Origin of the sequence: Aristophania vespae (genome assembly GCF_009906835.1) — a bacterium.
Taxonomy (GTDB): Bacteria; Pseudomonadota; Alphaproteobacteria; order Acetobacterales; family Acetobacteraceae; genus Aristophania; species Aristophania vespae.
Map to the genome: position 1 here is coordinate 1,374,678 of NZ_CP047652.1, position 21,438 is coordinate 1,396,115.

The window sequence follows — 21,438 nt, forward strand, 5'->3', positions numbered from 1 at the left end:
AAAACCGCCCTTATTAAGTGAGGGCGGTTTTTATATAAACGGCGTCAATTTTTAACATTTTTTGCGCTTTTTACAGCAACAATGACGCCCCATTAAAATACCAACAATACCAGCCGCGATTGTCCATAACCATGAATGATCATTTACAAGATCTTTAACCAGGCACTGAGCTTGGCCTGTCAGCGGGCATAATTTGTCTTTAACACAAGTACTCATGCTTTTACCCTTTCTCTCATACCAAAATAATAGTTCAATAAAAAAGGGATTAGCGCCAAAGCACTAACCCCTTATATTATTCTCCCAATAGGGAAAAAGTTCAAGCGGCTTCTGAATCCTCAGAAGTTTGAACTGGACCGCTATCTTGGCCTTTAGCATCAACATCACGATCAACAAGCTCAATGATCGCCATGTCAGCATTATCACCATAGCGAACGCCCGCTTTAAGAACACGTGTATAACCACCAGCGCGGCTTGTATAACGGTCTTTAAGAGCAGAAAATAGCTTCGCAACCACTGCTTCGTCACGCAACAGGGCATGAGCCTGACGGCGTGCGTGAAGGTCTCCACGTTTACCGAGAGTGATTAGCTTTTCTGCAACAGGACGAAGTTCTTTCGCCTTTGGAAGTGTTGTTGTGATCTGCTCATGTTTAAGCAGCGCGACAGCCATGTTACGAAACATTGCCGCCCGATGAGATGATGTGACGTTAAGCTTACGTCCACTTACATTATGACGCATTTTATTTTCCTAATCGTTACCCAAAGCTTCCCAGCTGAGGCTTCTTAGAATGTCTCATCAAGACGACGAGCGAGATCCTCAATACTTTCAGGTGGCCATGCAGGTACATTCATACCTAGTGACAGCCCCATTCCTGTAAGCACTTCTTTAATCTCATTAAGTGACTTACGACCAAAATTAGGTGTACGTAGCATTTCCTGCTCTGTCTTTTTAACAAGATCACCAATATAGACGATATTGTCATTTTTAAGACAGTTGGCACTACGCACTGATAATTCGAGCTCATCCACTTTACGCAGCAAGTGACGGCTGAATGGCAGGTCGTCTTGAGCTTCTTCCTGCTGAACAGGACGTGGCTCATCAAAGTTAATAAAGAGCTGGAGTTGATCCTGAAGGATACGGGCTGCAAGAGCCAAGCCATCTTCAGGTGTAACAACACCATTTGTTTCTACTGTGAGGCGTAATTTGTCATAGTCTGTGACTTGGCCAACACGCGTAGGCTCAACTTTATAGGAGACACGACGCACAGGCGAATAAATAGCATCAATAGGGATAAGCCCGATTGGTGCATCTTCAGGACGGTTAGCTGAAGCCGGAACATATCCCTTTCCGGTATCGACCGTGAATTCCATGCCAAATGTGACATCATCGTCAAGGGTACAAATCACTAACTCAGGATTCATGATTTCAATATCATGACCTGTTTGGATTTGCCCTGCTTTCACCTCTCCAGGACCGGTTGCCGTAAGCATCATGCGTTTCGGCCCCTCTCCATGCATTTTAATGGCGAGCTGCTTAACGTTCAGAATAATATCTGTAACATCTTCGCGCACACCTGCAACGGATGAGAATTCATGCAAAACGCCATCAATTTGAATAGCTTTTACAGCAGAACCTTGCAGAGAAGACAAAAGAATACGGCGGAGCGCATTGCCAATTGTCAAACCAAAGCCACGCTCTAGCGGCTCCGCAATGATCGTGGCAATACGTGATGGAACCGGGCCGGGCTCGACTTCAAGCTTCTCCGGTTTGATGAGGGACTGCCAGTTTTTCTGGAGAACCAAGGTCATGGCCTTTCAAACAACGAAGCCCACTGAAATATCAGTGGCGCCAGGCCCGCACTATTCGTGCGGTAATAACTACACCAGATGGAAACTGCCTTTTTGCAAAGGCAGTTTTTCCACCAATTAAACGCGGCGACGCTTACGCGGACGACAGCCGTTATGAGGAATTGGAGTCATATCACGAATTGATGTAATCGTGAATCCAACCGCTTGAAGAGCTCTAAGAGCACTCTCGCGGCCCGACCCTGGACCAGAAACTTCAATTTCTAAAGTTTCCATACCATGTTCACGAGCTTTACGCCCTGCATCCTCAGCAGCAACCTGCGCGGCATAAGGTGTAGATTTTCGTGAACCTTTAAAACCCTGTGCACCAGAAGAAGACCACGCAATAGCATTGCCTTGTGCATCAGAGATCGTAATCATTGTATTATTGAACGTAGAAAGAACATGTGCAACACCAGAAATGATGTTCTTACGCTCTTTTTTACGAAGACGTGGGGCAGGAGCCTTGGCCATAATATGCTTGTCCTATTTGTTCGCAGATGCTTGTGAGAAAAGTAACACTTAGCGTGTGACTTTTTTCTTACCAGCGATTGCCACAGCCTTACCTTTACGCGTACGGGCATTTGTGTGTGTTCTCTGACCACGCACTGGTAACCCGCGACGATGACGCAACCCGCGGTAGCAGCCAAGATCCATTAAACGTTTAATGTTCATAGCTACTTCGCGGCGAAGGTCACCCTCTACGCGATATTCATTATCAATAAGCTCACGAATCTTGACGACCTCGTCGTCAGAAAGTTCGTTTACGCGCTTAGCATCAGGAATCCCGAGCTTACTGCAGATGGCCTGCGCGCTCGACGGACCAATGCCATAAACATAGCGCAGACTGATGACCACACGTTTGTTGGTCGGAATGTTTACGCCGGCAATACGTGCCACGCCAATTCTCCAATCAACGCGGCACTTTCACCGCGTTCCCTTAATTTCGTGCCCTATTGGGAGACAACCGACACAATGTCAGACAGCCCCCTCTCCTGAAGCGATTCCAGCTTTTAAACAAAGCTACGCTCATAACTACTGGGCCAGATATACTGCCCAGCTCGTTAAGTCAAACTTTATTGATCACTTTTTTGTGATCATTCTTTACGCTGTTAATTATTACACGCGTTAAGAATCGTATCTATAGAATGTGCAACATCGCTTATTGTTTGCAGCCCGTCAACCTGTTTTAAGCGTCCATCCTTCTCATAATATGGAAGAATAGGTTTTGTCTGGCTCTCATATATTTCTAAACGAGACCGTACAACCTCAGGTTTATCATCCGCACGACGGGTCCCATCATCCCCTACACGCTGAGAAATACGCTGAACAAGCTCTTCTGTTGGCACTTTAATAAGGATAACTGCATCAATAGATATTTTCTTTTTTTGCAGCATATCGTCTAAAGCAACAGCCTGGCTCGTTGAACGTGGGAAACCATCTAATATGAAGCCTTTTGCACAGTCTGGCTGTTCAATGCGGCTCTCAATCATGGCGATGATAATTTCGTCAGGGACTAATTTACCCTCATCCAAAAGCCCTTTGATTTTTTGACCAGTTTCCGAAGCTGCAGCAACTTCAGCACGAAGCATATCACCCGTTGAGATCTGCTTCAGCCCATATTCTGTTTCTAATCTTTTAGCTTGAGTGCCTTTACCGGCGCCTGGAGGCCCTAAAAGAATGATATTCATTCTTACTTTCCTCTTTCTTTAACTCTACCAGTACCACGACCGCGCTGCTTGCGTATAAGACCCTGATATTGATGCGCCACTAAATGTGACTGAACCTGCGTCACAGTGTCTATCGTAACAGAAACGATAATAATCAAACTCGTTCCACCAAAATAGAAAGGCACATTATATCGGCTGATAAGAATTTGCGGTAGCAAACATACCAAAACCATATAAGCCGCGCCAATTGTGGTAAGCCGGGAAAGGATTTTATCAAAATAGCGCGCTGTATTCGCACCAGGCCGAATCCCTGGAACAAAACCACCTTGCTTCCGCAAATTCTCTGCTGTTTCTTCTGGGTTAAAAGTAACCGCTGCATAAAAATAGGAGAAGAAGATAATCATCAGGGCATAAAACACCATGTAAAGTGGATGTCCCTGCGAAAATAGCTGTCCAATTTTGCCTAGCCATCCCGTGTTGTTATGCAAAAAACCTGTCAGAGTCGCTGGAATAAGCAAAACAGATGAAGCGAAGATTGGAGGAATAACACCGGCCGTATTGACCTTGAGAGGCATATGGGTGGAATCGCCGCCATAAACACGGTTACCTACCTGCCTTTTAGGATATTGTATAATAACACGGCGCTGTGCTTGTTCCATGAAAACGATAAAAGCAACAACGGCTAACGCTAGAACAAGGAAAATAGCGACAAACAAAGGAGACAAAGCTCCTGTGCGTCCTAGCTCAAACAAACTTGCCGTAGCGTGAGGTAAGTTAGCAACAATACCTGAGAAAATAATCAGCGATATTCCGTTCCCAATGCCACGCGATGTAATTTGTTCACCTAACCACATCAAAAACATGGTTCCAGTAACAAGCATGACAATATAAGAAAAAATAAAGCTAAAACCGGGAGAGACAATAGCACTAAGCCCATTTTGGGTATGAAGGCTACTCAACCCCATAGCAAACCCATAAGCCTGCACAATCGCTATAATGACAGTCAGGTAGCGCGTATACTGATTAAGCTTTTTGCGTCCACTTTCACCTTCTTTTTTCAAAGCTTCCATGGAAGGAAGAGCTGTTGATAAAAGCTGAATGATAATTGACGCGCTAATATAAGGCATAATGTTCAGGGCAAACACGGTCATACGACCTAAGGCGCCACCTGAGAACATATCAAACATACCAAGAATACCACCCTGGTTTTGAGACACTATTTGTCCCAAAACTGATGCATCAATCCCTGGCACAGGTATAAACGTCCCTAAGCGGTAAACAATTAACGCCCCGAGAGTAAACCAAATACGCTTTTTTAATTCTGTCGCTTTAGAAAAAGCGTTAAAATTAAGGTTCGCGGCTAGCTGCTCTGCTACGGAAGCCATCTCCCCGTCCTTTCATAGAAACAGCGCCACCGCACACAGTGCGGGACGCTGTTTACTAAAACACCACATTTCACTTAACGTGAAAAGTAGAAAACTTAAGCCTCAGGCTTAGCACTGCCTTCAGAAGCCAAAACTTTAACAGTCCCACCAGCTTTCTCAACAGCAGCAATAGCCGCAGCCGATGCACCAGCAACTTCAAAGTTAAGACCAGAAGAAAGCTCACCTTTTGCCAATAAGCGAACACCTGCAACTTTACGGGACCCAACTAAACCTGCTGAGCGCAAAGTTTCAATTGTGACTGTTTCAGCAGAAGAAAGCTTACCAGTTTCAAGAGCTTTAGAAATAGCACCCAGATTAACCGAGGCATATTCCTTACGGAAAATATTCACAAAGCCCCGTTTAGGCATACGACGATAGATCGGTAGCTGACCACCCTCAAAGCCATTAAGGGAAACACCCTCACGAGCTTTTTGACCTTTATGGCCTTTTCCGGATGTTTTGCCTTTACCTGATCCAATGCCGCGACCTAGACGTTTCTTGCGATAACGTGCACCAGCATTGTCACGTAGTTCATTAAGATTCATCTTAATCCTCCACCTTCAGAAGGTGGGCTACTTTACGGATCATCCCACGAACTGAAGGTGTATCCTCCAGTACGCGAGAAGTGCCAATACCGCGCAGACCCAATCCTTTGATTGTCTCAGCTTGACCTGGTTTGCGGCCAATTACAGAATAGATCTGTGTAACGCGCAGAGTTTTACCCTGAGATTCAGACATTCGCAGCCTCCGTCTCAGAATTTTCACGACGTCCAAAAAGCTCAAATGTCTTTTTACCACGGCGTGAAGCAACCTGGCGAGGGCTCGCTACTCTCTCAAGAGCATCAAATGTCGCTTTGATCATGTTGTGCGGGTTACGTGTACCAAGGCTTTTAGCAACAACGTCGCTTATACCTAAGCTTTCAAAAACCGCACGCATTGGACCACCAGCAATAATACCCGTTCCGGCATCGGCTGCACGAATAACGACTTTACCTGCACCAAAATGCCCAAAAGCATCATGATGAAGGGTACGGCCTTCTTTCATAGGAACGCGGATCATGCGACGACGTGCACGCTCCGTTGCTTTACGAATGGCCTCAGGCACTTCGCGGGCTTTACCTGCACCGTAGCCAACGCGACCTTTTTGGTCACCTACAACTACAAGAGCAGCAAACGCGAAACGACGTCCACCTTTAACAACTTTAGCTACACGGTTGATGGTAACGAGCTTGTCAACAAGCTCATCACCTTGCTCACGCTCACGACCACCACGGCCGCCTTCTCTTGGCTCACGTGCCATGTGTGATCCTCCTTAGAACGAAAGCCCGCCCTCACGGGCAGCCTCAGCCAGAGCTTTCACTCGGCCATGATAAAGATACGCGCCGCGATCAAAAACGACTTCCTTGACGCCAGCAGCTACGGCACGCTCTGCAACGAGTTTACCAATAACTGTAGCCGCCTGAATATCCGCGCCGGTTTTGCCAGCACTGCGAACGTCTTTTTCAAGTGTGGATGCACTTGCCAAAGTATGCCCGCGCGCGTCATCAATGACCTGAGCATGAATATGTTTGCTAGAACGGAAGACCGACAAACGCGGCCGGCCGCCGCTCTTGCGACGAAGCTGGAAACGCAACCGCCGGCGGCGACGTTCCTGCAATCCTTGCAGCGATGCCATTACTTCTTCTTACCTTCCTTACGACGCAGAACTTCAGTCTCATAGCGAACGCCTTTGCCTTTATAAGGCTCTGGGCGACGGAAATTACGAATATCCAAAGCTACTTGACCGACACGCTGCTTATCATTTCCCTCAACAACGATTGCCGTCGGACGCGGCGTAGTAATTTTAATATCCGATGGAATCGGATAAATTACATCGTGTGAAAAGCCGAGGTTCATGACCAAGTTTGAACCTTGCACCGCTGCACGGAAACCCGTTCCTTGAATCTCAAGACCCTTAGTAAAGCCTTCAGAAACACCTTTGACCATATTAGCCAGAACGGCACGTGTGGTTCCCCACATTGTCCAGCTCTGACGGGAACGACCACCTAACGGCGATACGACGATCTTTCCGTCCTCAATCTTCACATCAACATTAGAAGAAACAGGAACTTTAAGCTCACCACGCTTGCCTTTAATGGCAATCTGGCCGTCAGCGATTGTCGCTTGAACGCCAGCAGGAAGCTCAATAGGATTTTTACCTACGCGAGACATGCTTCTCTCCCTTAGAAGACGCGGCAGAGGATCTCACCACCAACATTGGCAGTACGAGCCTCGACGTCAGAAAGAACGCCACGCGGAGTGGAAAGAATTGAAACGCCTAGCCCAGCATAGACACGAGGCAGTTCTTTAATCTTAGAATAGACACGACGTCCTGGACGTGAAACACGATGAATTTCACGAATAACAGGCTGGCCATCGGTATATTTAAGCTCAATGCGTAATTGAGAAATTCCTTTACGAATTTCTTCTGTAGCATAGCCACGAATATAACCTTCGCGCTTAAGAGCTTCAAGAACACTTGCCCGCAACTTTGAAGCAGGTGCAACACAGGCTGTGTGGCGTGCTCGCTGTGCGTTACGAATCCGGGTAAGCATATCACCCAGCGGATCAGACATAGACATTTAAACTATCCTCTTACCAGCTGGATTTGACCATACCGGGAATTTGACCCGTAGAAGCAAGATCGCGCAGCGCAATACGGCACAACTCAAACTTACGGTAATTCGCACGGGGGCGACCTGTAACTTTACAACGCAGTCTCACACGTGTTTGTGAACCATTGCGAGGAAGGCTTGCAAGTTTAAGGGTCGCTTCAAAACGCTCTTCCATAGGAAGTTCGCGGTTTTTAATAATATTTTTTAATGCGGTCCGCTTTTCACGATCGCGCTTAGCTAACGCAGCACGATTGTTATTACGGATAATCGCAGAGGTCTTCGCCATCTCGAATTATCTCCCGGAACCTGTCAGGACTATCCCAACGGTTTTCCAATTAGTCATCATTTAGCGGGATTTAATCAGAAGATAAACCCCTAAACCCCACTAAATAATTATTAAACTTAGAGTTAGGACAGGAAGGGAAGGTCAAAGGCCTTAAGAAGGGCTTTTGCCTCGGCATCAGTTTTCGCTGAAGTGACGAAAATGATATCCATTCCGCGAACGGAATCAATTTTATCATAATCAATTTCAGGGAAAACGATCTGCTCTTTAATGCCCATGGCAAAGTTACCACGACCATCAAAGCCTTTATTTCCTGGCAAACCGCGGAAATCACGAATGCGCGGCATTGCAATCGTTACAAAACGATCAAGAAACTCATACATACGGGTACGGCGAAGAGTAACCTTACAGCCGATTGGCAAACCTTCACGGATCTTAAAGCCTGCAATAGCTTTTTTAGCTAGAGTTTTAACCGGCTTTTGACCTGAGATTAAAGCCATTTCGGCTACAGCAGAATCTAATTTTTTCTGATCACCAGCAGCTTCACCAACGCCCATATTAAGGACGATTTTTTCTAGCTTAGGAATCTGAAAATCATTCTCATAGCCGAATTGTTCTTTAAGTTGTGCCTTTAACACGTCCCGATAATGCTGATGCAAACGGGGCAGCACACCATTTTTGTTGTCGCTCATCGTTTGCTCCTCAGCCTTCGATTACGTCGCCCGTTGCCTTGGCAACGCGAACTTTGCGACCATCCTCAAGCACACGAAAACCAACGCGCGTTGGTTTACCGCTCTTAGGATCGACGAGCTTCAGGTTAGAAAGATGGATTGGCATCTCACGTTCAATAATGCCACCATTTTCACCCATACGATTTGGCTTTGTGTGGCGTTTTGCCACAGCAACACCGCGAACAATTGCTTTTTCTGTTTTAGGGAAAACAGAAAGAACTTCTCCGCGAACGCCTTTTGAGCGACCTGTAAGGACCAGTACCTGGTCCCCTTTTTTAATACGTGCTGCCATTATAGCACCTCCGGAGCCAAGGAGATGATTTTCATAAACTTACGGGCACGCAGCTCACGAACAACCGGGCCAAAAATACGTGTTCCGATTGGTTCTTGCTGCTTATTAATTAATACTGCAGCATTGCGATCAAAGCGGATCGCTGAACCATCTGGACGACGTACAGGATATGATGTGCGAACGATCACAGCTTGGTGAACGTCACCTTTCTTAACCTTGCCACGGGGAATTGCCTCTTTGACGGATACGACAATGATGTCGCCGACCGAAGCGGTTTTCCGTTTGGAGCCACCCAGTACCTTAATGCACTGCACCCGACGTGCACCTGAGTTATCAGCTACGTCTAAGTTGGTCTCGGGATGAATCATCTGCCTACCCCCTTACGCGTCAGCAGATGTTGACGTATTTTTAGCTACGTCAGCACCGTTGCGTGAAACGACTGTCCAGGTTTTACGCTTGGAGATAGGAGCGCATTCTTCAATACGAACCATATCACCAATCTGGCATGAATTTTCTTCGTCATGCGCCGCATATTTTTTTGAACGGCGGATAAATTTCTTATACAGGGGATGCATAACACGACGATCGACAAGAACGGTAACCGTCTTGTCCATCTTATCGCTCGTCACCCGACCTGTTAGGACGCGCCTTGGCATCGTCCGTCTCCTCTCAGGACTTGTGCGCGGACGTTTGTGCGCCCGTGCTGTTCTTCGATTGATGCAGCAGTGTTTTGATGCGCGCTACAGCACGACGCACCATTTTAACACGGCTGGTGTTCTCAGTTTGGCCAGTAGCCGCTGAGAAACGCTGATTAATCTGCTCGCGCTTAAGCTCGATTAGAAGAGCATTTAACTCATCTGCAGATTTTGCGCGCAGATCAGAAACTTTATAAGCTTCAGCCATATCAAGCCTCCTCAATGCGCTGAACAAACTTTGTCTTAATTGGCAACTTAGCAGCAGCTAAGCTTAAAGCCAAACGAGCTACATCAGGTGGAACCCCTTCGATCTCGAAAAGGATACGACCTGGTTTCACACGAGCTGCCCAGTACTCTGGGTTACCCTTACCGGAACCCATACGCACTTCTGCAGGTTTTGTCGAGACAGGAAGGTCAGGAAAAATACGAATCCAGACACGACCAGCACGTTTCATAGCACGTGTGATAGCACGGCGTGCAGCCTCAATCTGACGAGCCGTAATTCTTTCAGGCTCGAGAGCTTTAAGACCATATGCCCCAAAGTTTAGCTGGGTTCCCCCTTTTGCTAAACCATGGATGCGGCCCTTGCGGACCTTGCGGAATTTTGTCCGCTTTGGAGAAAGCATGTTTTATACCCTCACTTTAAACACCAATGACGTAGAACGAAGACTTATGCCTCGTCTTAACGCTGAGGTGCCTGCTCCGCAGCTCGGCGATCTTGAGCCATAGGATCATGAGAAAGGATTTCACCTTTAAAGATCCAGACTTTTACACCACAAGAGCCATAAGTTGTATGGGCCGTTGAAGTCCCATAATCGATATCAGCACGCAATGTATGCAAAGGAACACGTCCCTCACGATATTTTTCATCACGAGCAATCTCAGCACCACCAAGACGACCGCTACAGGTAATACGAATACCCTGGGCGCCAAGTCTCATAGCTGACTGAATTGAACGTTTCATTGCACGGCGGAAAGCGACGCGCCGCTCTAACTGCTGAGCAATACTATCAGCAACTAAAGTAGCATCAATTTCTGGCTTGCGAATTTCAACGATATTCAGCGCAACATCGGTCTTAGCCATACGGCTAAGCTCTTTGCGGAGCGCATCGATGTCTTGCCCTTTTTTACCAATTACTACGCCTGGACGGGCTGCATAAATGGTAACGCGAGGTTTTTTCGCAGGACGTTCAATAACAACACGTGAAACGCCAGCACTACTTAATTTTTTACGCAAGAAATTACGCAGCTTAAGATCTTCATGAAGAAGACGTGCATAATCGTTACCTGCGTACCAACGGCTGTCCCAAGTGCGGTTTACACCCAGCCGAAGACCGATTGGATTAACTTTATGTCCCATAGGTCAGGCTGCCTTCTGTTCTTTGACGCTTTTCTTGGATGCTGCATCTCCTTCTGGAGCATCAGCACGCTCAGCGACAACAATCTTCAGATGACTAAAGAATTTCTCAATACGTGCTGAACGGCCACGGCCGCGTGCATGAAAGCGTTTCATGACGATCGATTTGCCAACTTCGGCTGATTTAACCACAAGACGATCAACATCTAACTGATGGTTGTTTTCAGCGTTAGCTAAAGCACTCTCCAGCGTTTTTTTCACTTGCTGAGCAATACGGCGACGTGAAAAAGTCAGGGCAGCAATAGCTTTGTCAGCAGGCTGATTGCGAATCATTGCAGCTACAAGATTTAACTTGCGAGGGCTAACACGCATATTGCGAGCAATAGCCTGAGCTTCTGTATCAGCCAATGTACGAATGTGCTTCGGTTTGCTCATAATTAGCCCCGCTTCGATTTTTTATCGGAGCCATGGCCAGTGTAGGTACGTGTTGGTGAAAATTCACCAAATTTGTGACCCACCATATTTTCCGAAACCTGAACAGGCAGGAATTTATGGCCGTTATAGACACCGAAAGTTAATCCGACAAACTGAGGAAGAATGGTGGAACGACGTGACCAAATTTTGATCACCTCGTTACGACCAGAAGCCCGCACTTTTTCGGCTTTACCAAATAGATACCCGTCGACGAACGGGCCCTTCCAGACGGAACGTGCCATCTCTATAGCCCTCTCTTATTTACCAGACTTGCGACGACGGATAATCAGGCTGTCCGTCCGCTTATTGACACGGGTTTTATAACCCTTTGTTGGTACGCCCCAAGGTGTGACAGGATGACGACCACCAGATGTACGACCTTCACCACCACCATGTGGGTGATCGACTGGGTTCATGACAACACCACGAACATGAGGGCGACGACCTAACCAACGGTTACGGCCGGCTTTACCAAAATGCTGGTTCATATTGTCTGGGTTAGAGACGGCACCAACTGTTGCCATACATTCACCGCGGACCAGACGAAGCTCACCAGATTGTAATTTAATCTGAGCGTAACCAGCGTCTTTACCAACGAGTTGAGCGTAATTACCAGCAGAACGAGCAAGCTTGCCACCCGCACCCTGTTTTAACTCAATATTATGAACGATGGTTCCAACAGGCATTGCTGCCAATGGCATAGCATTGCCAGGACGAACATCAACCTGCTGACCAGAAACGACACGGTCACCAATTTTAACGCGCTGAGGTGCAATAATGTAGGAGAGCTCTCCATCATCATAACGAATAAGCGCAATAAAGGCTGTTCTGTTGGGATCGTATTCTAAACGCTCAACTGTTGCTGCCACGTCAAATTTACGACGTTTGAAGTCAACATAACGATATGACTGTTTATGCCCGCCACCACGGAAACGCACAGTCGTACGACCATAATTGTTACGACCACCAGAGTGATTTTTACCTTCGGTAAGCTGTTTTACAGGCTTACCTTTCCAAAGGCCACTCCGGTCAATGAGCACTGTGCCTCTAGTACTCGGCGTCGTGGGATTAAAGTGCTTTAATGCCATAGTAACTTCCCCGCGCGTTAGCTAATTTTTGCGGTCAAGTCGATGGACTGACCTTCAGCTAGCTTAACATACGCCTTCTTAATGTCGGAACGACGTCCAAGACGCCCTTTGACACGCTTTGTCTTACCCTTTTGAACGAGGGTGTTAACATCTAACACCTTTACGTCAAAAAGTTTTTCTACAGCTGCCTTAATTTGTGGCTTTGTTGCAGAAAGAGAGACTTTGAAAACGACTTGATTACGCTCTGAAAGAAGCGTTGCCTTCTCCGTGATAAGAGGAGCACGTACAACTTCGTAAATCGCCTCATCCGAAAGAGCGGCTGCGCTTTTACGCGCATTCATTACTGCGTTAGTTGTCATGCTAGGCGCTCCTTGAGACCCTCAAGACCAGAACGCGTAATGACAAGCGTTTCATGCTTAAGGATATCGTAAACATTCGCACCGACAGTCGGCAGAAGGTCAATCTTTGGCAGATTGGAAATCGCTCTTAAAAAAGAAGCATCAACGTCTTTATCGACGATCAATGCTGAAGTCCAACCGAGAGCTTTAAGCTGCGCAGATGCTTCACGTGTTTTTGCAACGCCGCTTGCAGCTTCAATAATGACCAGCTTGCCTTCAGCTACCTTCTGAGAAAGAGCAGAAATTAAACCAAGGCGGCGCACTTTTTTGGGTAGGTCATAACCATGATCACGAACAACCGGACCATGAACAACACCACCTGTACGGAACTGAGGCGCTCTCAAAGAACCTTGACGAGCAGAACCTGTCCCTTTTTGACGGTATGGCTTTTTAGTCGTACCAGAAACAGCACCCATGCCCTTTGTAGCATGTGTTCCAGCACGACGTTTAGCTAATTGCCAGTGGACGACACGCGCCATAATATCTTGACGCGGAACAATTCCGAAAATCTCTTCCGGCAGTGCGACAGTGCCTGCACTCCCGTTATCGAGGGTTTTGACTTCGTATTCCATATCCCTCACCCGGCGGCCCCGACGGTCGCAGCCGGATATGGTGCGTCCGCATGGCGGGCCTTCTTGATTGCATCGCGAACCAGGACATAACCATTCTTGGCACCAGGAACAGCACCACGAACCATAATTAGGTTACGTTCTTCATCGACAGCCGCAATTTCTAAATTCTGTGTCGTAACGCGTTCATCACCAAGATGTCCGGCCATCTTCTTACCTTTGAAGACTTTACCTGGATCTTGACGTTGCCCCGTTGAACCGTGTGAGCGGTGACTAATCGACACACCGTGAGTTGCTTCGAGACCAGCAAAGTTGTGGCGTTTCATAACACCAGCAAAGCCTTTACCCTTACTTTGGCCCGTCACATCAACTTTCTGACCCACAATAAAGTGAGAGGCAGAAATCTTTGTGCCTGGCTCTAAAAGAGCGTCTTCAGCAACGCGGAACTCAACAAGTTTACGCTTGGGTTCAACTTTAACGCGAGCAAAATGTCCGCGGTTCGCTTTTGTAACGTGCTTAGTTTTCGCGTTTGTAATACCAAGCTGCACGGCTGTATAGCCATCGCGATCATTGGTACGAGCGTCTACTACCTCTACATTATCGAGGTGCAGCACCGTCACAGGCACATGTGTGCCATCTTCTTTAAAGAGTCGGGTCATGCCCAACTTTTTTGCAATCAATCCGGTACGCATCGTCTGGACCTTAAAGTTTAATCTCGACATCAACGCCAGCGGCGAGGTCGAGCTTCATGAGGGCGTCCACGGTCTGCGGGGTTGGCTCAACAATGTCAAGCAAGCGGCGGTGAGTTCTCATTTCAAACTGTTCGCGGCTTTTTTTATCCACATGAGGTGAACGATTCACGGTAAACCGTGCAATATGCGTAGGTAGAGGGATGGGACCCCGAACCCGCGCACCCGTACGTTTCGCCGTATTGACGATCTCTCTTGTGCTATTATCAAGCACGCGATGATCGTAAGCCTTAAGGCGAATTCGGATGTTCTGGTCGTCCATGGTCTGTTTTTATCCAACTAAATATTCAGACTGTCCTCCTACAGCCATTAATCCTGAAATGGAACCCCGGCCAATAAAAAAATCGACCGGGGCTCCACAGATTCAATGGCTTAGTAGGATTTAAGCCGTGATTGTAGCAACCACGCCAGCACCTACCGTACGACCACCCTCACGGATAGCGAAACGGAGGCCTTCATCCATAGCAATCGGAGCAATCAGCTCGACATCCATAGCAACGTTGTCACCAGGCATGACCATCTCTGTGCCTTCTGGCAGATGAACAACACCTGTAACGTCTGTTGTGCGGAAGTAGAACTGTGGACGATAGTTTGTGAAGAATGGTGTATGACGACCACCTTCCTCTTTCGTCAGAATATATGCTTCTGCTTTGAATTTGCTGTGTGGTGTAATTGAACCTGGTTTAGCAAGAACCTGACCGCGCTCAACGTCCTCACGCTTCGTGCCACGAAGAAGAGCGCCGATATTGTCGCCAGCTTCACCACGGTCAAGAAGTTTACGGAACATTTCAACACCAGTGACGGTTGTTTTCGTTGTGTCACGAAGACCAACGATTTCAATTTCGTCACCAACGTTAACAGCACCACGCTCGACACGGCCTGTAACAACGGTTCCACGACCAGAAATCGAGAAAACGTCTTCAATTGGCATCAAGAATGGGCGGTCGACTGGACGCTCTGGTTGAGGGATATAAGAATCCACTGCATCCATCAGGTCTCTTACGCGGTTTTTACCAAGTTCTGGATCACCATCTTCAAGGGTAACAAGAGCTGAACCTTTGATAATGGGGATATCATCACCAGGGAACTGGTAAGAAGATAGAAGCTCACGAACTTCCATTTCAACCAGCTCAAGAAGCTCTGGGTCATCGACTTGGTCAACTTTGTTCAAGAAGACAACAAGTGCAGGAACGCCAACCTGACGAGCAAGCAGAATGTGCTCACGTGTCTGAGGCATTGGACCATCAGCAGCAGAAACCACCAGAATTGCGCCGTCCATCTGGGCAGCACCGGTGATCATGTTTTTCACGTAGTCAGCGTGTCCTGGGCAGTCAACGTGAGCATAGTGACGTTTGTCTGTCTCATACTCAACGTGAGCTGTAGAAATCGTGATACCACGAGCGCGTTCTTCAGGTGCTTTATCGATCTGGTCGTAAGCACTGAAAGTAGCGCCACCTGTTTCAGCAAGTGTTTTTGTAATAGCAGCAGTCAGCGAGGTCTTGCCGTGATCGACGTGACCGATGGTGCCGATGTTGCAGTGCGGCTTGTTCCGCTCAAATTTAGCCTTTGCCATCGTCTCTCTCCATAACCCTTACTCACATTTAAGTAAGGGATAAGACTAAAACTTTAATCCAGATTTTACTAATGCTTTCGCTTTAGCAAAATCTGGAAATAAGGTCACTGGTAACAAATTACCAGCGATAGTGACTGAATGCCTTATTAGCTTCAGCCATACGGTGCGTATCTTCCCGCTTTTTAACAGCCGAACCACGGTTATTCACCGCATCCATAAGCTCGTTTGATAGGCGGTCCTGCATGGTGTTTTCACCACGTTTGCGGGAAGCATCAATAAGCCAACGAATAGCTAATGCTTGCCGGCGTTCCGCACGAACTTCAACTGGTACCTGATAGGTAGCGCCCCCCACTCGACGTGAACGGACTTCAACAGCCGGCTTCACATTATCGAGAGCGGAATGGAACATAGCAATAGGATCTGCTGAGGACCCACCACGGCGGCGAAGAACTTCTAACGCCCCGTAAACAATGCGTTCAGCAGTAGATTTTTTCCCGTCGTACATTAACGCATTCATAAAACGCGTAATAACGACATCTCCGAACTTCGGATCAGGAAGGATCTCACGCTTAACAGCGCGATGACGGCGACTCATTCCAAATACCCCTTATTTCGGCCGCTTCGCGCCATACAGCGAACGACGCTGACGACGTTTAGCAATACCTTGTGTGTCCAGCACACCACGAAGAATATGGTAGCGCACACCCGGAAGGTCTTTTACACGCCCGCCGCGGATAAGCACAACACTGTGCTCTTGCAGGTTGTGACCCTCACCTGGGATATAGCTAACCACCTCATACCCATTGGTCAGACGCACTTTGGCAACCTTACGCAGGGCGGAGTTCGGTTTCTTCGGTGTAACTGTATAGACACGCGTGCAAACACCACGCTTTTGCGGACAGCCCTGTAATGCAGGGACCTTGTTCCGCTTGGCGGCCGGCTCGCGGCCCTTTGCGATCAACTGGTTGATGGTCGGCATGCGCCCTTCCCAATCCTTTGTCCATATGCTGACAAGAGACAATCCCTTGTCACGACATCCGTTCAAACCGACACGCGGAATGAACCGCCTGTCTTTGCACAATTAGTCCTAAAGAAACGATTCTTCGTTTCCCGGACCACTCCTAATATGCTCGTTCTTTACTATTTTCTTAATAGAAAAAGTAGATCCGAGCACGACTCGTTAACCTTTGGACGAATCCTTCACCAAATAAGGGAGGAACCGTCTAGCGAGCGGACCCTAAAAGTGCGCGCTCATTAAGTCAAGCCTCTCCTTTACAGGAGAGACTAAAACTTATCAAAGGTTTATTCAGCAGCGTCCTCAATTTCTGAAGAAGGCTGCTCAATTTGTGACTGAGACTGCTGCATTGCAATATGTCTCAATCGACGCATCGTGCCACCTGTTCCCGCAGGAATGAGGCGACCAACGATAACATTTTCTTTTAGACCACCTAGCGTGTCGACCTTACCTGACGTTGCAGCTTCAGTTAAGACACGCGTGGTCTCCTGGAAGGATGCTGCTGAGATAAATGAGTGTGTCTGCAGAGATGCCTTAGTGATACCCTGTAGCACTGGGAGTGCCTTAGCAGGTTCACGACCACTAGCAAGCAGCTCTTCGTTCTCACTTTCAAACTCAACACGATCTACCGTCTCACCGATCAAATAGGTCGTATCTCCAGGTTCAAGAATTTCAACCTTTTGCAGCATTTGACGAACAATGACTTCAATATGCTTGTCATTGATCTTCACACCCTGCAAGCGATAAACATCCTGAATTTCATTTACAAGATAATCTGACAGAGCCTCGACACCCATGACTTTAAGAATGTCATGTGGAACACGAGGACCATCGACAAGTGGATCGCCCTTACGGACAAAATCCCCTTCCTGCACAGAAATATGTTTACCTTTAGGGATAAGGTAATCTGTCTGTTCACCCGTCTCATCATTTTTGACAATGATGCAACGTTTTGCTTTGTAGTCCTTACCAAATTCTACGCGACCATCAGCCTCGGCGATGATGGCGTGATCTTTTGGACGTCGTGCTTCAAAGAGTTCAGCAACGCGTGGAAGACCACCGGTAATATCACGTGTTTTGGAGCCTTCACGAGGAATACGTGCAAGCACGTCACCAGCATGAACAGTAGCGCCGTTTTCAACAGACAGAATACTGTCAGGTGAAAGGAAATAACGTGCCTCATTGCCATTGGCAAGACGAACGACTTCACCATCGGCCGCTTTAAGCTGAAGACGCGGACGAAGATCCACACCTTTAGAAGCTTGCTTATAATCCACCACGACGCGTGATGTCAGACCCGTCACCTCATCCATGCGCTCAACGAGCGTGATGCTATCGATAAGGTCAAGATATTCAACCGTTCCGGACTGCTCTGTGATGATCGGTAAGGTATATGGATCCCACTCAGCCATTTTCTGACCGCGTGTGACCATTTGTCCTTCTGATACCATAAGACGGGCACCATAAGGAACACGATAACGAGCTCTCTCAACACTGTTTTCATCAAGGAGAAGAATTTCACAGTTCCTTGACATAACGACAGGAACATTTTGTGAATTCTCAACAACGTTAAGATTATTGATCGTTACTTTACCATCACGTAATGCTTCAACCATTGATTGCTCAGCACCGCGCGTTGCGGCACCACCAATATGGAAGGTACGCATCGTTAGCTGCGTTCCTGGCTCACCAATTGACTGAGCTGCAATAACACCTACAGCTTCGCCAATATTAACAGGTGTGCCTCGTGCAAGATCACGTCCGTAACAACGTCCGCAAATTCCAACTTTGCTATCACATGTAAGCACCGAGCGGATTTCAACATTTTCGACGCCGGAATTCTCAAGAACTTCAACGTCAGCTTCTCCAAGAAGCGTGTTGCGCTTGAGAATCAGCTCACCTGTAGCTGGATGGTGAACATCACGCGCTAAGGTACGTCCTAACGTTCTTTCTGAAAGTGAAGAAACGACTTCACCACTATCCATAACCGCACGAACAGTCAGACCGCGCTCTGTGCCACAATCTTCTTCAGTAATGATGCAATCTTGCGCAACATCAACGAGACGACGTGTCAAGTAACCTGAGTTAGCAGTTTTAAGCGCTGTATCAGCAAGACCTTTACGAGCACCGTGGGTAGAGGTGAAGTAGTCGAGAACCGACAAACCTTCTTTAAAGTTTGCGATAATAGGCTGTTCGATAATTTCACCTGATGGCTTCACCATCAGACCACGCATACCGGCAAGCTGTTTCATCTGAGCTGGCGACCCACGAGCCCCGGAGTGGCTCATCATCCACACAGAGTTTGTAGGCTTACCAATAACTTGCTTGGAGATCTCTTTGAGCATGGCGGCCTGCACTTCATCGGTGCAACGTGACCAGGCATCGACCACTTTGTTATAGCGTTCGCCAGCCGTGATGAGACCTTCTTGATATTGCTGCTCAAACTCTTTGACTTCAGCCGCTGTACGATCAACAAGCACAGCTTTTTCGGCTGGGACGATCATATCGTCCTTACCGAACGAAATCCCGGCCATTGCAGCATGTCTAAAGCCTAGAGCCATCAAACGGTCACAGAAGATAACGGCTTCTTTTTGACCACAATGACGATAAACAGCGTCAATAACGTCAGAAACGTTCTTTTTGGTTAGCTGTTTATTAATGAGGCTAAAGGGGATAGCAGCATGTTGTGGTAGAATCTGTGCGATAAGAGCGCGACCTGGCGTTGTCACAAATGTCTTGCGAATGGAATTACCACTCTCATCCACTGTGTCCATACGCAGGCGAATCTTGTCATGCAGTTTTAAAGCGCCTGAAGCGATTGCTGATTCGATTTCAGCAACGTTAGCAAAAGCTGTAGGACCTGCCTGAACAATCTGATTATCTTTAATCACTGGCTCGTCAGGTGTCTGATGATATTCAGGCACCTCTAAGCTGAGATAATAAAGACCAAGAACGATATCCTGTGAAGGAACGATAATAGGTTTACCGTTTGCAGGGCTGAGGATGTTATTTGTGGACATCATCAGCACGCGTGCTTCAAGCTGTGCTTCCAGAGACAGAGGCACGTGAACAGCCATTTGGTCACCATCGAAGTCTGCATTAAACGCAGTACAAACGAGCGGGTGTAGCTGAATAGCCTTACCTTCAACCAGAATGGGTTCGAACGCCTGAATACCTAATCTATGCAAAGTAGGGGCACGGTTAAGCATAACAGGATGCTCAGAGATAACTTCTTCTAAGATATCCCAAACTTCCGGGCGTTCTTTTTCAACCATACGCTTTGCAGCTTTAATGGTTGTAGCATGACCGTACTTTTCGAGCTTTGAATAAATAAAAGGTTTGAAAAGCTCTAGCGCCATTTTTTTCGGCAGGCCACACTGATGTAACTTCAGTTCTGGTCCCACCACAATGACTGAACGTCCAGAATAATCGACGCGCTTTCCAAGGAGGTTCTGACGGAAACGGCCTTGCTTACCTTTCAACATGTCTGAAAGGGATTTTAAAGGTCGTTTATTAGCACCGGTGATTGCACGACCGCGACGCCCATTATCAAAAAGCGCATCTACCGCTTCTTGAAGCATGCGTTTTTCGTTACGTACGATAATGTCAGGCGCTCTTAATTCAATAAGGCGTTTCAGACGATTATTACGGTTGATAACGCGACGGTAAAGATCATTAAGATCAGACGTTGCAAAACGACCACCATCGAGCGGCACAAGAGGACGTAACTCTGGCGGAATGACCGGAACGATATCAATAATCATCCACTCAGGCCGCGCACCGCTTTCTACAAATGCTTCAACCATTTTAAGGCGTTTGACGAGCTTTTTACGAGCGGCTTCAGACGTTGCTTTGCGCAGTTTCTTGCGCATAATCGTCTTTTCAGAATCGCCTTCTATGACCTCGGCATCATAGTCAAAAGGATCTGGCTCACCACGCTCGCGCGCTGCAAGGCTTAGCTCGCGCTCTTGAGCATTAGGAATACCCCAGTCATAGCTCGATAGAGCACGCTTAATAGCCTCTGCTCCGATACCAACTTCAATACCGGCATCGGGGTAGGTATCAAGCAACTCCTCACAGCGAACCTCATCTAAAAGATATTGATCGCGACGCTTACCATGCTTGTAAGATTCAATTTCGTCTGATTCGAAAATACCTCTATCAAGGACGAGAAATTTTTCGAAATAAAGGACCGGCTCAACATCCTTAAGAGGGAGATCAAGCATGGTTGCAATACGGCTGGGGAGCGACTTTAGGAACCATATGTGAGCAACAGGAGACGCTAGCTCAATATGACCCATACGCTCACGGCGTACTTTGGCCAGAGTAACTTCTACCCCGCATTTTTCACAAACGATTCCGCGGAATTTCATCCGCTTATATTTACCGCAAAGACATTCATAATCTTTGGTTGGACCAAATATACGTGCGCAGAAAAGCCCGTCACGTTCTGGTTTAAACGTACGGTAATTAATCGTTTCTGGTTTTTTGATCTCGCCATAAGACCAGGAACGGATTTGCTCACTAGAGGCAAGCTGAATCCTAATCTGGTCAAAAGAAACAGACTGACCAGATTGCCCCAAAATCTTCATGAGTTCGTTCATGCACCGAAACCCCATTGTGC

The 21,438-nt window shown here is 47.4% G+C and carries 32 protein-coding genes; all 32 read right to left on the reverse strand.

Annotation, left to right across the window (positions count from 1 at the left end):
* Positions 1–51 precede the first annotated feature (51 nt).
* The 32 genes from GT348_RS06165 to rpoC all read right to left on the reverse strand — a co-directional run bounded on the left by GT348_RS06165 (position 52) and on the right by rpoC (position 21,433).
* Positions 52–216, reverse strand: coding sequence for a hypothetical protein (locus GT348_RS06165; RefSeq protein ID WP_160618956.1), 165 nt, complete (start codon positions 214–216; stop codon positions 52–54).
* Between the two features lie 100 nt (positions 217–316).
* The gene (gene rplQ, locus GT348_RS06170; protein WP_160618957.1) at positions 317–736 is read right to left on the reverse strand and encodes a 50S ribosomal protein L17; all 420 of its coding nucleotides are present in this window, start codon (positions 734–736) and stop codon (positions 317–319) included.
* A 44-nt stretch (positions 737–780) separates the two neighbouring features.
* A complete protein-coding gene (locus tag GT348_RS06175) occupies positions 781–1,800 on the reverse strand; it encodes a DNA-directed RNA polymerase subunit alpha (RefSeq protein ID WP_160619471.1) in 1,020 nt (339 codons plus the stop codon).
* Between the two features lie 123 nt (positions 1,801–1,923).
* Complete coding sequence (gene rpsK, locus GT348_RS06180; RefSeq protein WP_160618958.1) at positions 1,924–2,316, reverse strand: 30S ribosomal protein S11; 393 nt, start codon at positions 2,314–2,316, stop codon at positions 1,924–1,926.
* Between the two features lie 48 nt (positions 2,317–2,364).
* Entirely contained in the window at positions 2,365–2,742 is a 378-nt protein-coding gene (gene rpsM, locus GT348_RS06185; protein WP_160618959.1) for a 30S ribosomal protein S13, read from the reverse strand.
* A 212-nt stretch (positions 2,743–2,954) separates the two neighbouring features.
* Positions 2,955–3,533: an adenylate kinase gene (locus GT348_RS06190; RefSeq protein WP_160618960.1), complete on the reverse strand. Its 579-nt coding sequence runs from the start codon at positions 3,531–3,533 to the stop codon at positions 2,955–2,957.
* A gap of 2 nt (positions 3,534–3,535) precedes the next feature.
* A complete protein-coding gene (secY, locus tag GT348_RS06195) occupies positions 3,536–4,897 on the reverse strand; it encodes a preprotein translocase subunit SecY (RefSeq protein WP_160618961.1) in 1,362 nt (453 codons plus the stop codon).
* 95 nt (positions 4,898–4,992) lie between these two features.
* Positions 4,993–5,481 carry a 50S ribosomal protein L15 gene (rplO, locus tag GT348_RS06200; protein ID WP_160618962.1) on the reverse strand — a complete coding sequence of 163 codons (489 nt, stop codon included), beginning with the start codon at positions 5,479–5,481 and terminating at the stop codon, positions 4,993–4,995.
* Position 5,482: 1 nt separating this feature from the next.
* Positions 5,483–5,674, reverse strand: coding sequence for a 50S ribosomal protein L30 (rpmD, locus tag GT348_RS06205; RefSeq protein ID WP_160618963.1), 192 nt, complete (start codon positions 5,672–5,674; stop codon positions 5,483–5,485).
* A complete protein-coding gene (gene rpsE / locus GT348_RS06210; RefSeq protein ID WP_160618964.1) occupies positions 5,667–6,236 on the reverse strand; it encodes a 30S ribosomal protein S5 in 570 nt (189 codons plus the stop codon). Before rpsE ends, rpmD begins: the two co-directional genes overlap by 8 nt.
* A gap of 12 nt (positions 6,237–6,248) precedes the next feature.
* A complete protein-coding gene (rplR, locus tag GT348_RS06215; protein WP_160618965.1) occupies positions 6,249–6,611 on the reverse strand; it encodes a 50S ribosomal protein L18 in 363 nt (120 codons plus the stop codon).
* Complete coding sequence (gene rplF, locus GT348_RS06220) at positions 6,611–7,147, reverse strand: 50S ribosomal protein L6 (RefSeq protein WP_160618966.1); 537 nt, start codon at positions 7,145–7,147, stop codon at positions 6,611–6,613. The genes rplR and rplF overlap by 1 nt, the downstream gene beginning before the upstream one ends.
* A gap of 11 nt (positions 7,148–7,158) precedes the next feature.
* The gene (gene rpsH / locus GT348_RS06225) at positions 7,159–7,557 is read right to left on the reverse strand and encodes a 30S ribosomal protein S8 (protein WP_160618967.1); all 399 of its coding nucleotides are present in this window, start codon (positions 7,555–7,557) and stop codon (positions 7,159–7,161) included.
* 13 nt (positions 7,558–7,570) lie between these two features.
* Positions 7,571–7,876: a 30S ribosomal protein S14 gene (gene rpsN / locus GT348_RS06230; RefSeq protein WP_160618968.1), complete on the reverse strand. Its 306-nt coding sequence runs from the start codon at positions 7,874–7,876 to the stop codon at positions 7,571–7,573.
* A 122-nt stretch (positions 7,877–7,998) separates the two neighbouring features.
* Positions 7,999–8,565: a 50S ribosomal protein L5 gene (gene rplE, locus GT348_RS06235; protein ID WP_160618969.1), complete on the reverse strand. Its 567-nt coding sequence runs from the start codon at positions 8,563–8,565 to the stop codon at positions 7,999–8,001.
* Positions 8,566–8,575: 10 nt separating this feature from the next.
* Positions 8,576–8,896: a 50S ribosomal protein L24 gene (gene rplX / locus GT348_RS06240; RefSeq protein WP_160618970.1), complete on the reverse strand. Its 321-nt coding sequence runs from the start codon at positions 8,894–8,896 to the stop codon at positions 8,576–8,578.
* A complete protein-coding gene (rplN, locus tag GT348_RS06245; protein WP_160618971.1) occupies positions 8,896–9,264 on the reverse strand; it encodes a 50S ribosomal protein L14 in 369 nt (122 codons plus the stop codon). The genes rplX and rplN overlap by 1 nt, the downstream gene beginning before the upstream one ends.
* Positions 9,265–9,276: 12 nt before the next feature.
* Positions 9,277–9,552 (reverse strand): 30S ribosomal protein S17, encoded by a 276-nt coding sequence (rpsQ, locus tag GT348_RS06250; RefSeq protein WP_160618972.1) that lies wholly within the window; start codon positions 9,550–9,552, stop codon positions 9,277–9,279.
* A gap of 13 nt (positions 9,553–9,565) precedes the next feature.
* Positions 9,566–9,799, reverse strand: coding sequence for a 50S ribosomal protein L29 (gene rpmC, locus GT348_RS06255; protein ID WP_160618973.1), 234 nt, complete (start codon positions 9,797–9,799; stop codon positions 9,566–9,568).
* Position 9,800: 1 nt separating this feature from the next.
* Entirely contained in the window at positions 9,801–10,217 is a 417-nt protein-coding gene (gene rplP, locus GT348_RS06260) for a 50S ribosomal protein L16 (protein ID WP_160618974.1), read from the reverse strand.
* 56 nt (positions 10,218–10,273) lie between these two features.
* On the reverse strand, positions 10,274–10,951 hold the full coding sequence (gene rpsC / locus GT348_RS06265) for a 30S ribosomal protein S3 (protein WP_160618975.1): 678 nt from the start codon (positions 10,949–10,951) through the stop codon (positions 10,274–10,276).
* 3 nt (positions 10,952–10,954) lie between these two features.
* Entirely contained in the window at positions 10,955–11,383 is a 429-nt protein-coding gene (gene rplV / locus GT348_RS06270) for a 50S ribosomal protein L22 (RefSeq protein ID WP_160618976.1), read from the reverse strand.
* A 2-nt stretch (positions 11,384–11,385) separates the two neighbouring features.
* On the reverse strand, positions 11,386–11,664 hold the full coding sequence (rpsS, locus tag GT348_RS06275) for a 30S ribosomal protein S19 (protein ID WP_160618977.1): 279 nt from the start codon (positions 11,662–11,664) through the stop codon (positions 11,386–11,388).
* Positions 11,665–11,679: 15 nt separating this feature from the next.
* Positions 11,680–12,510: a 50S ribosomal protein L2 gene (gene rplB / locus GT348_RS06280; RefSeq protein ID WP_160618978.1), complete on the reverse strand. Its 831-nt coding sequence runs from the start codon at positions 12,508–12,510 to the stop codon at positions 11,680–11,682.
* 17 nt (positions 12,511–12,527) lie between these two features.
* Positions 12,528–12,869 carry a 50S ribosomal protein L23 gene (locus tag GT348_RS06285; protein WP_160618979.1) on the reverse strand — a complete coding sequence of 114 codons (342 nt, stop codon included), beginning with the start codon at positions 12,867–12,869 and terminating at the stop codon, positions 12,528–12,530.
* Positions 12,866–13,480, reverse strand: coding sequence for a 50S ribosomal protein L4 (gene rplD, locus GT348_RS06290; RefSeq protein WP_160618980.1), 615 nt, complete (start codon positions 13,478–13,480; stop codon positions 12,866–12,868). Before rplD ends, GT348_RS06285 begins: the two co-directional genes overlap by 4 nt.
* Before the next feature lie 5 nt (positions 13,481–13,485).
* Complete coding sequence (rplC, locus tag GT348_RS06295) at positions 13,486–14,169, reverse strand: 50S ribosomal protein L3 (protein WP_160618981.1); 684 nt, start codon at positions 14,167–14,169, stop codon at positions 13,486–13,488.
* A gap of 10 nt (positions 14,170–14,179) precedes the next feature.
* Positions 14,180–14,488 (reverse strand): 30S ribosomal protein S10, encoded by a 309-nt coding sequence (gene rpsJ, locus GT348_RS06300; protein WP_141450932.1) that lies wholly within the window; start codon positions 14,486–14,488, stop codon positions 14,180–14,182.
* A 120-nt stretch (positions 14,489–14,608) separates the two neighbouring features.
* Complete coding sequence (tuf, locus tag GT348_RS06305) at positions 14,609–15,799, reverse strand: elongation factor Tu (RefSeq protein WP_160618982.1); 1,191 nt, start codon at positions 15,797–15,799, stop codon at positions 14,609–14,611.
* Between the two features lie 118 nt (positions 15,800–15,917).
* Positions 15,918–16,394 (reverse strand): 30S ribosomal protein S7, encoded by a 477-nt coding sequence (gene rpsG, locus GT348_RS06310; RefSeq protein WP_160618983.1) that lies wholly within the window; start codon positions 16,392–16,394, stop codon positions 15,918–15,920.
* 12 nt (positions 16,395–16,406) lie between these two features.
* Positions 16,407–16,778 carry a 30S ribosomal protein S12 gene (rpsL, locus tag GT348_RS06315; protein WP_023979007.1) on the reverse strand — a complete coding sequence of 124 codons (372 nt, stop codon included), beginning with the start codon at positions 16,776–16,778 and terminating at the stop codon, positions 16,407–16,409.
* Between the two features lie 323 nt (positions 16,779–17,101).
* On the reverse strand, positions 17,102–21,433 hold the full coding sequence (gene rpoC, locus GT348_RS06320; protein WP_408865145.1) for a DNA-directed RNA polymerase subunit beta': 4,332 nt from the start codon (positions 21,431–21,433) through the stop codon (positions 17,102–17,104).
* Positions 21,434–21,438: the final 5 nt, after the last annotated feature.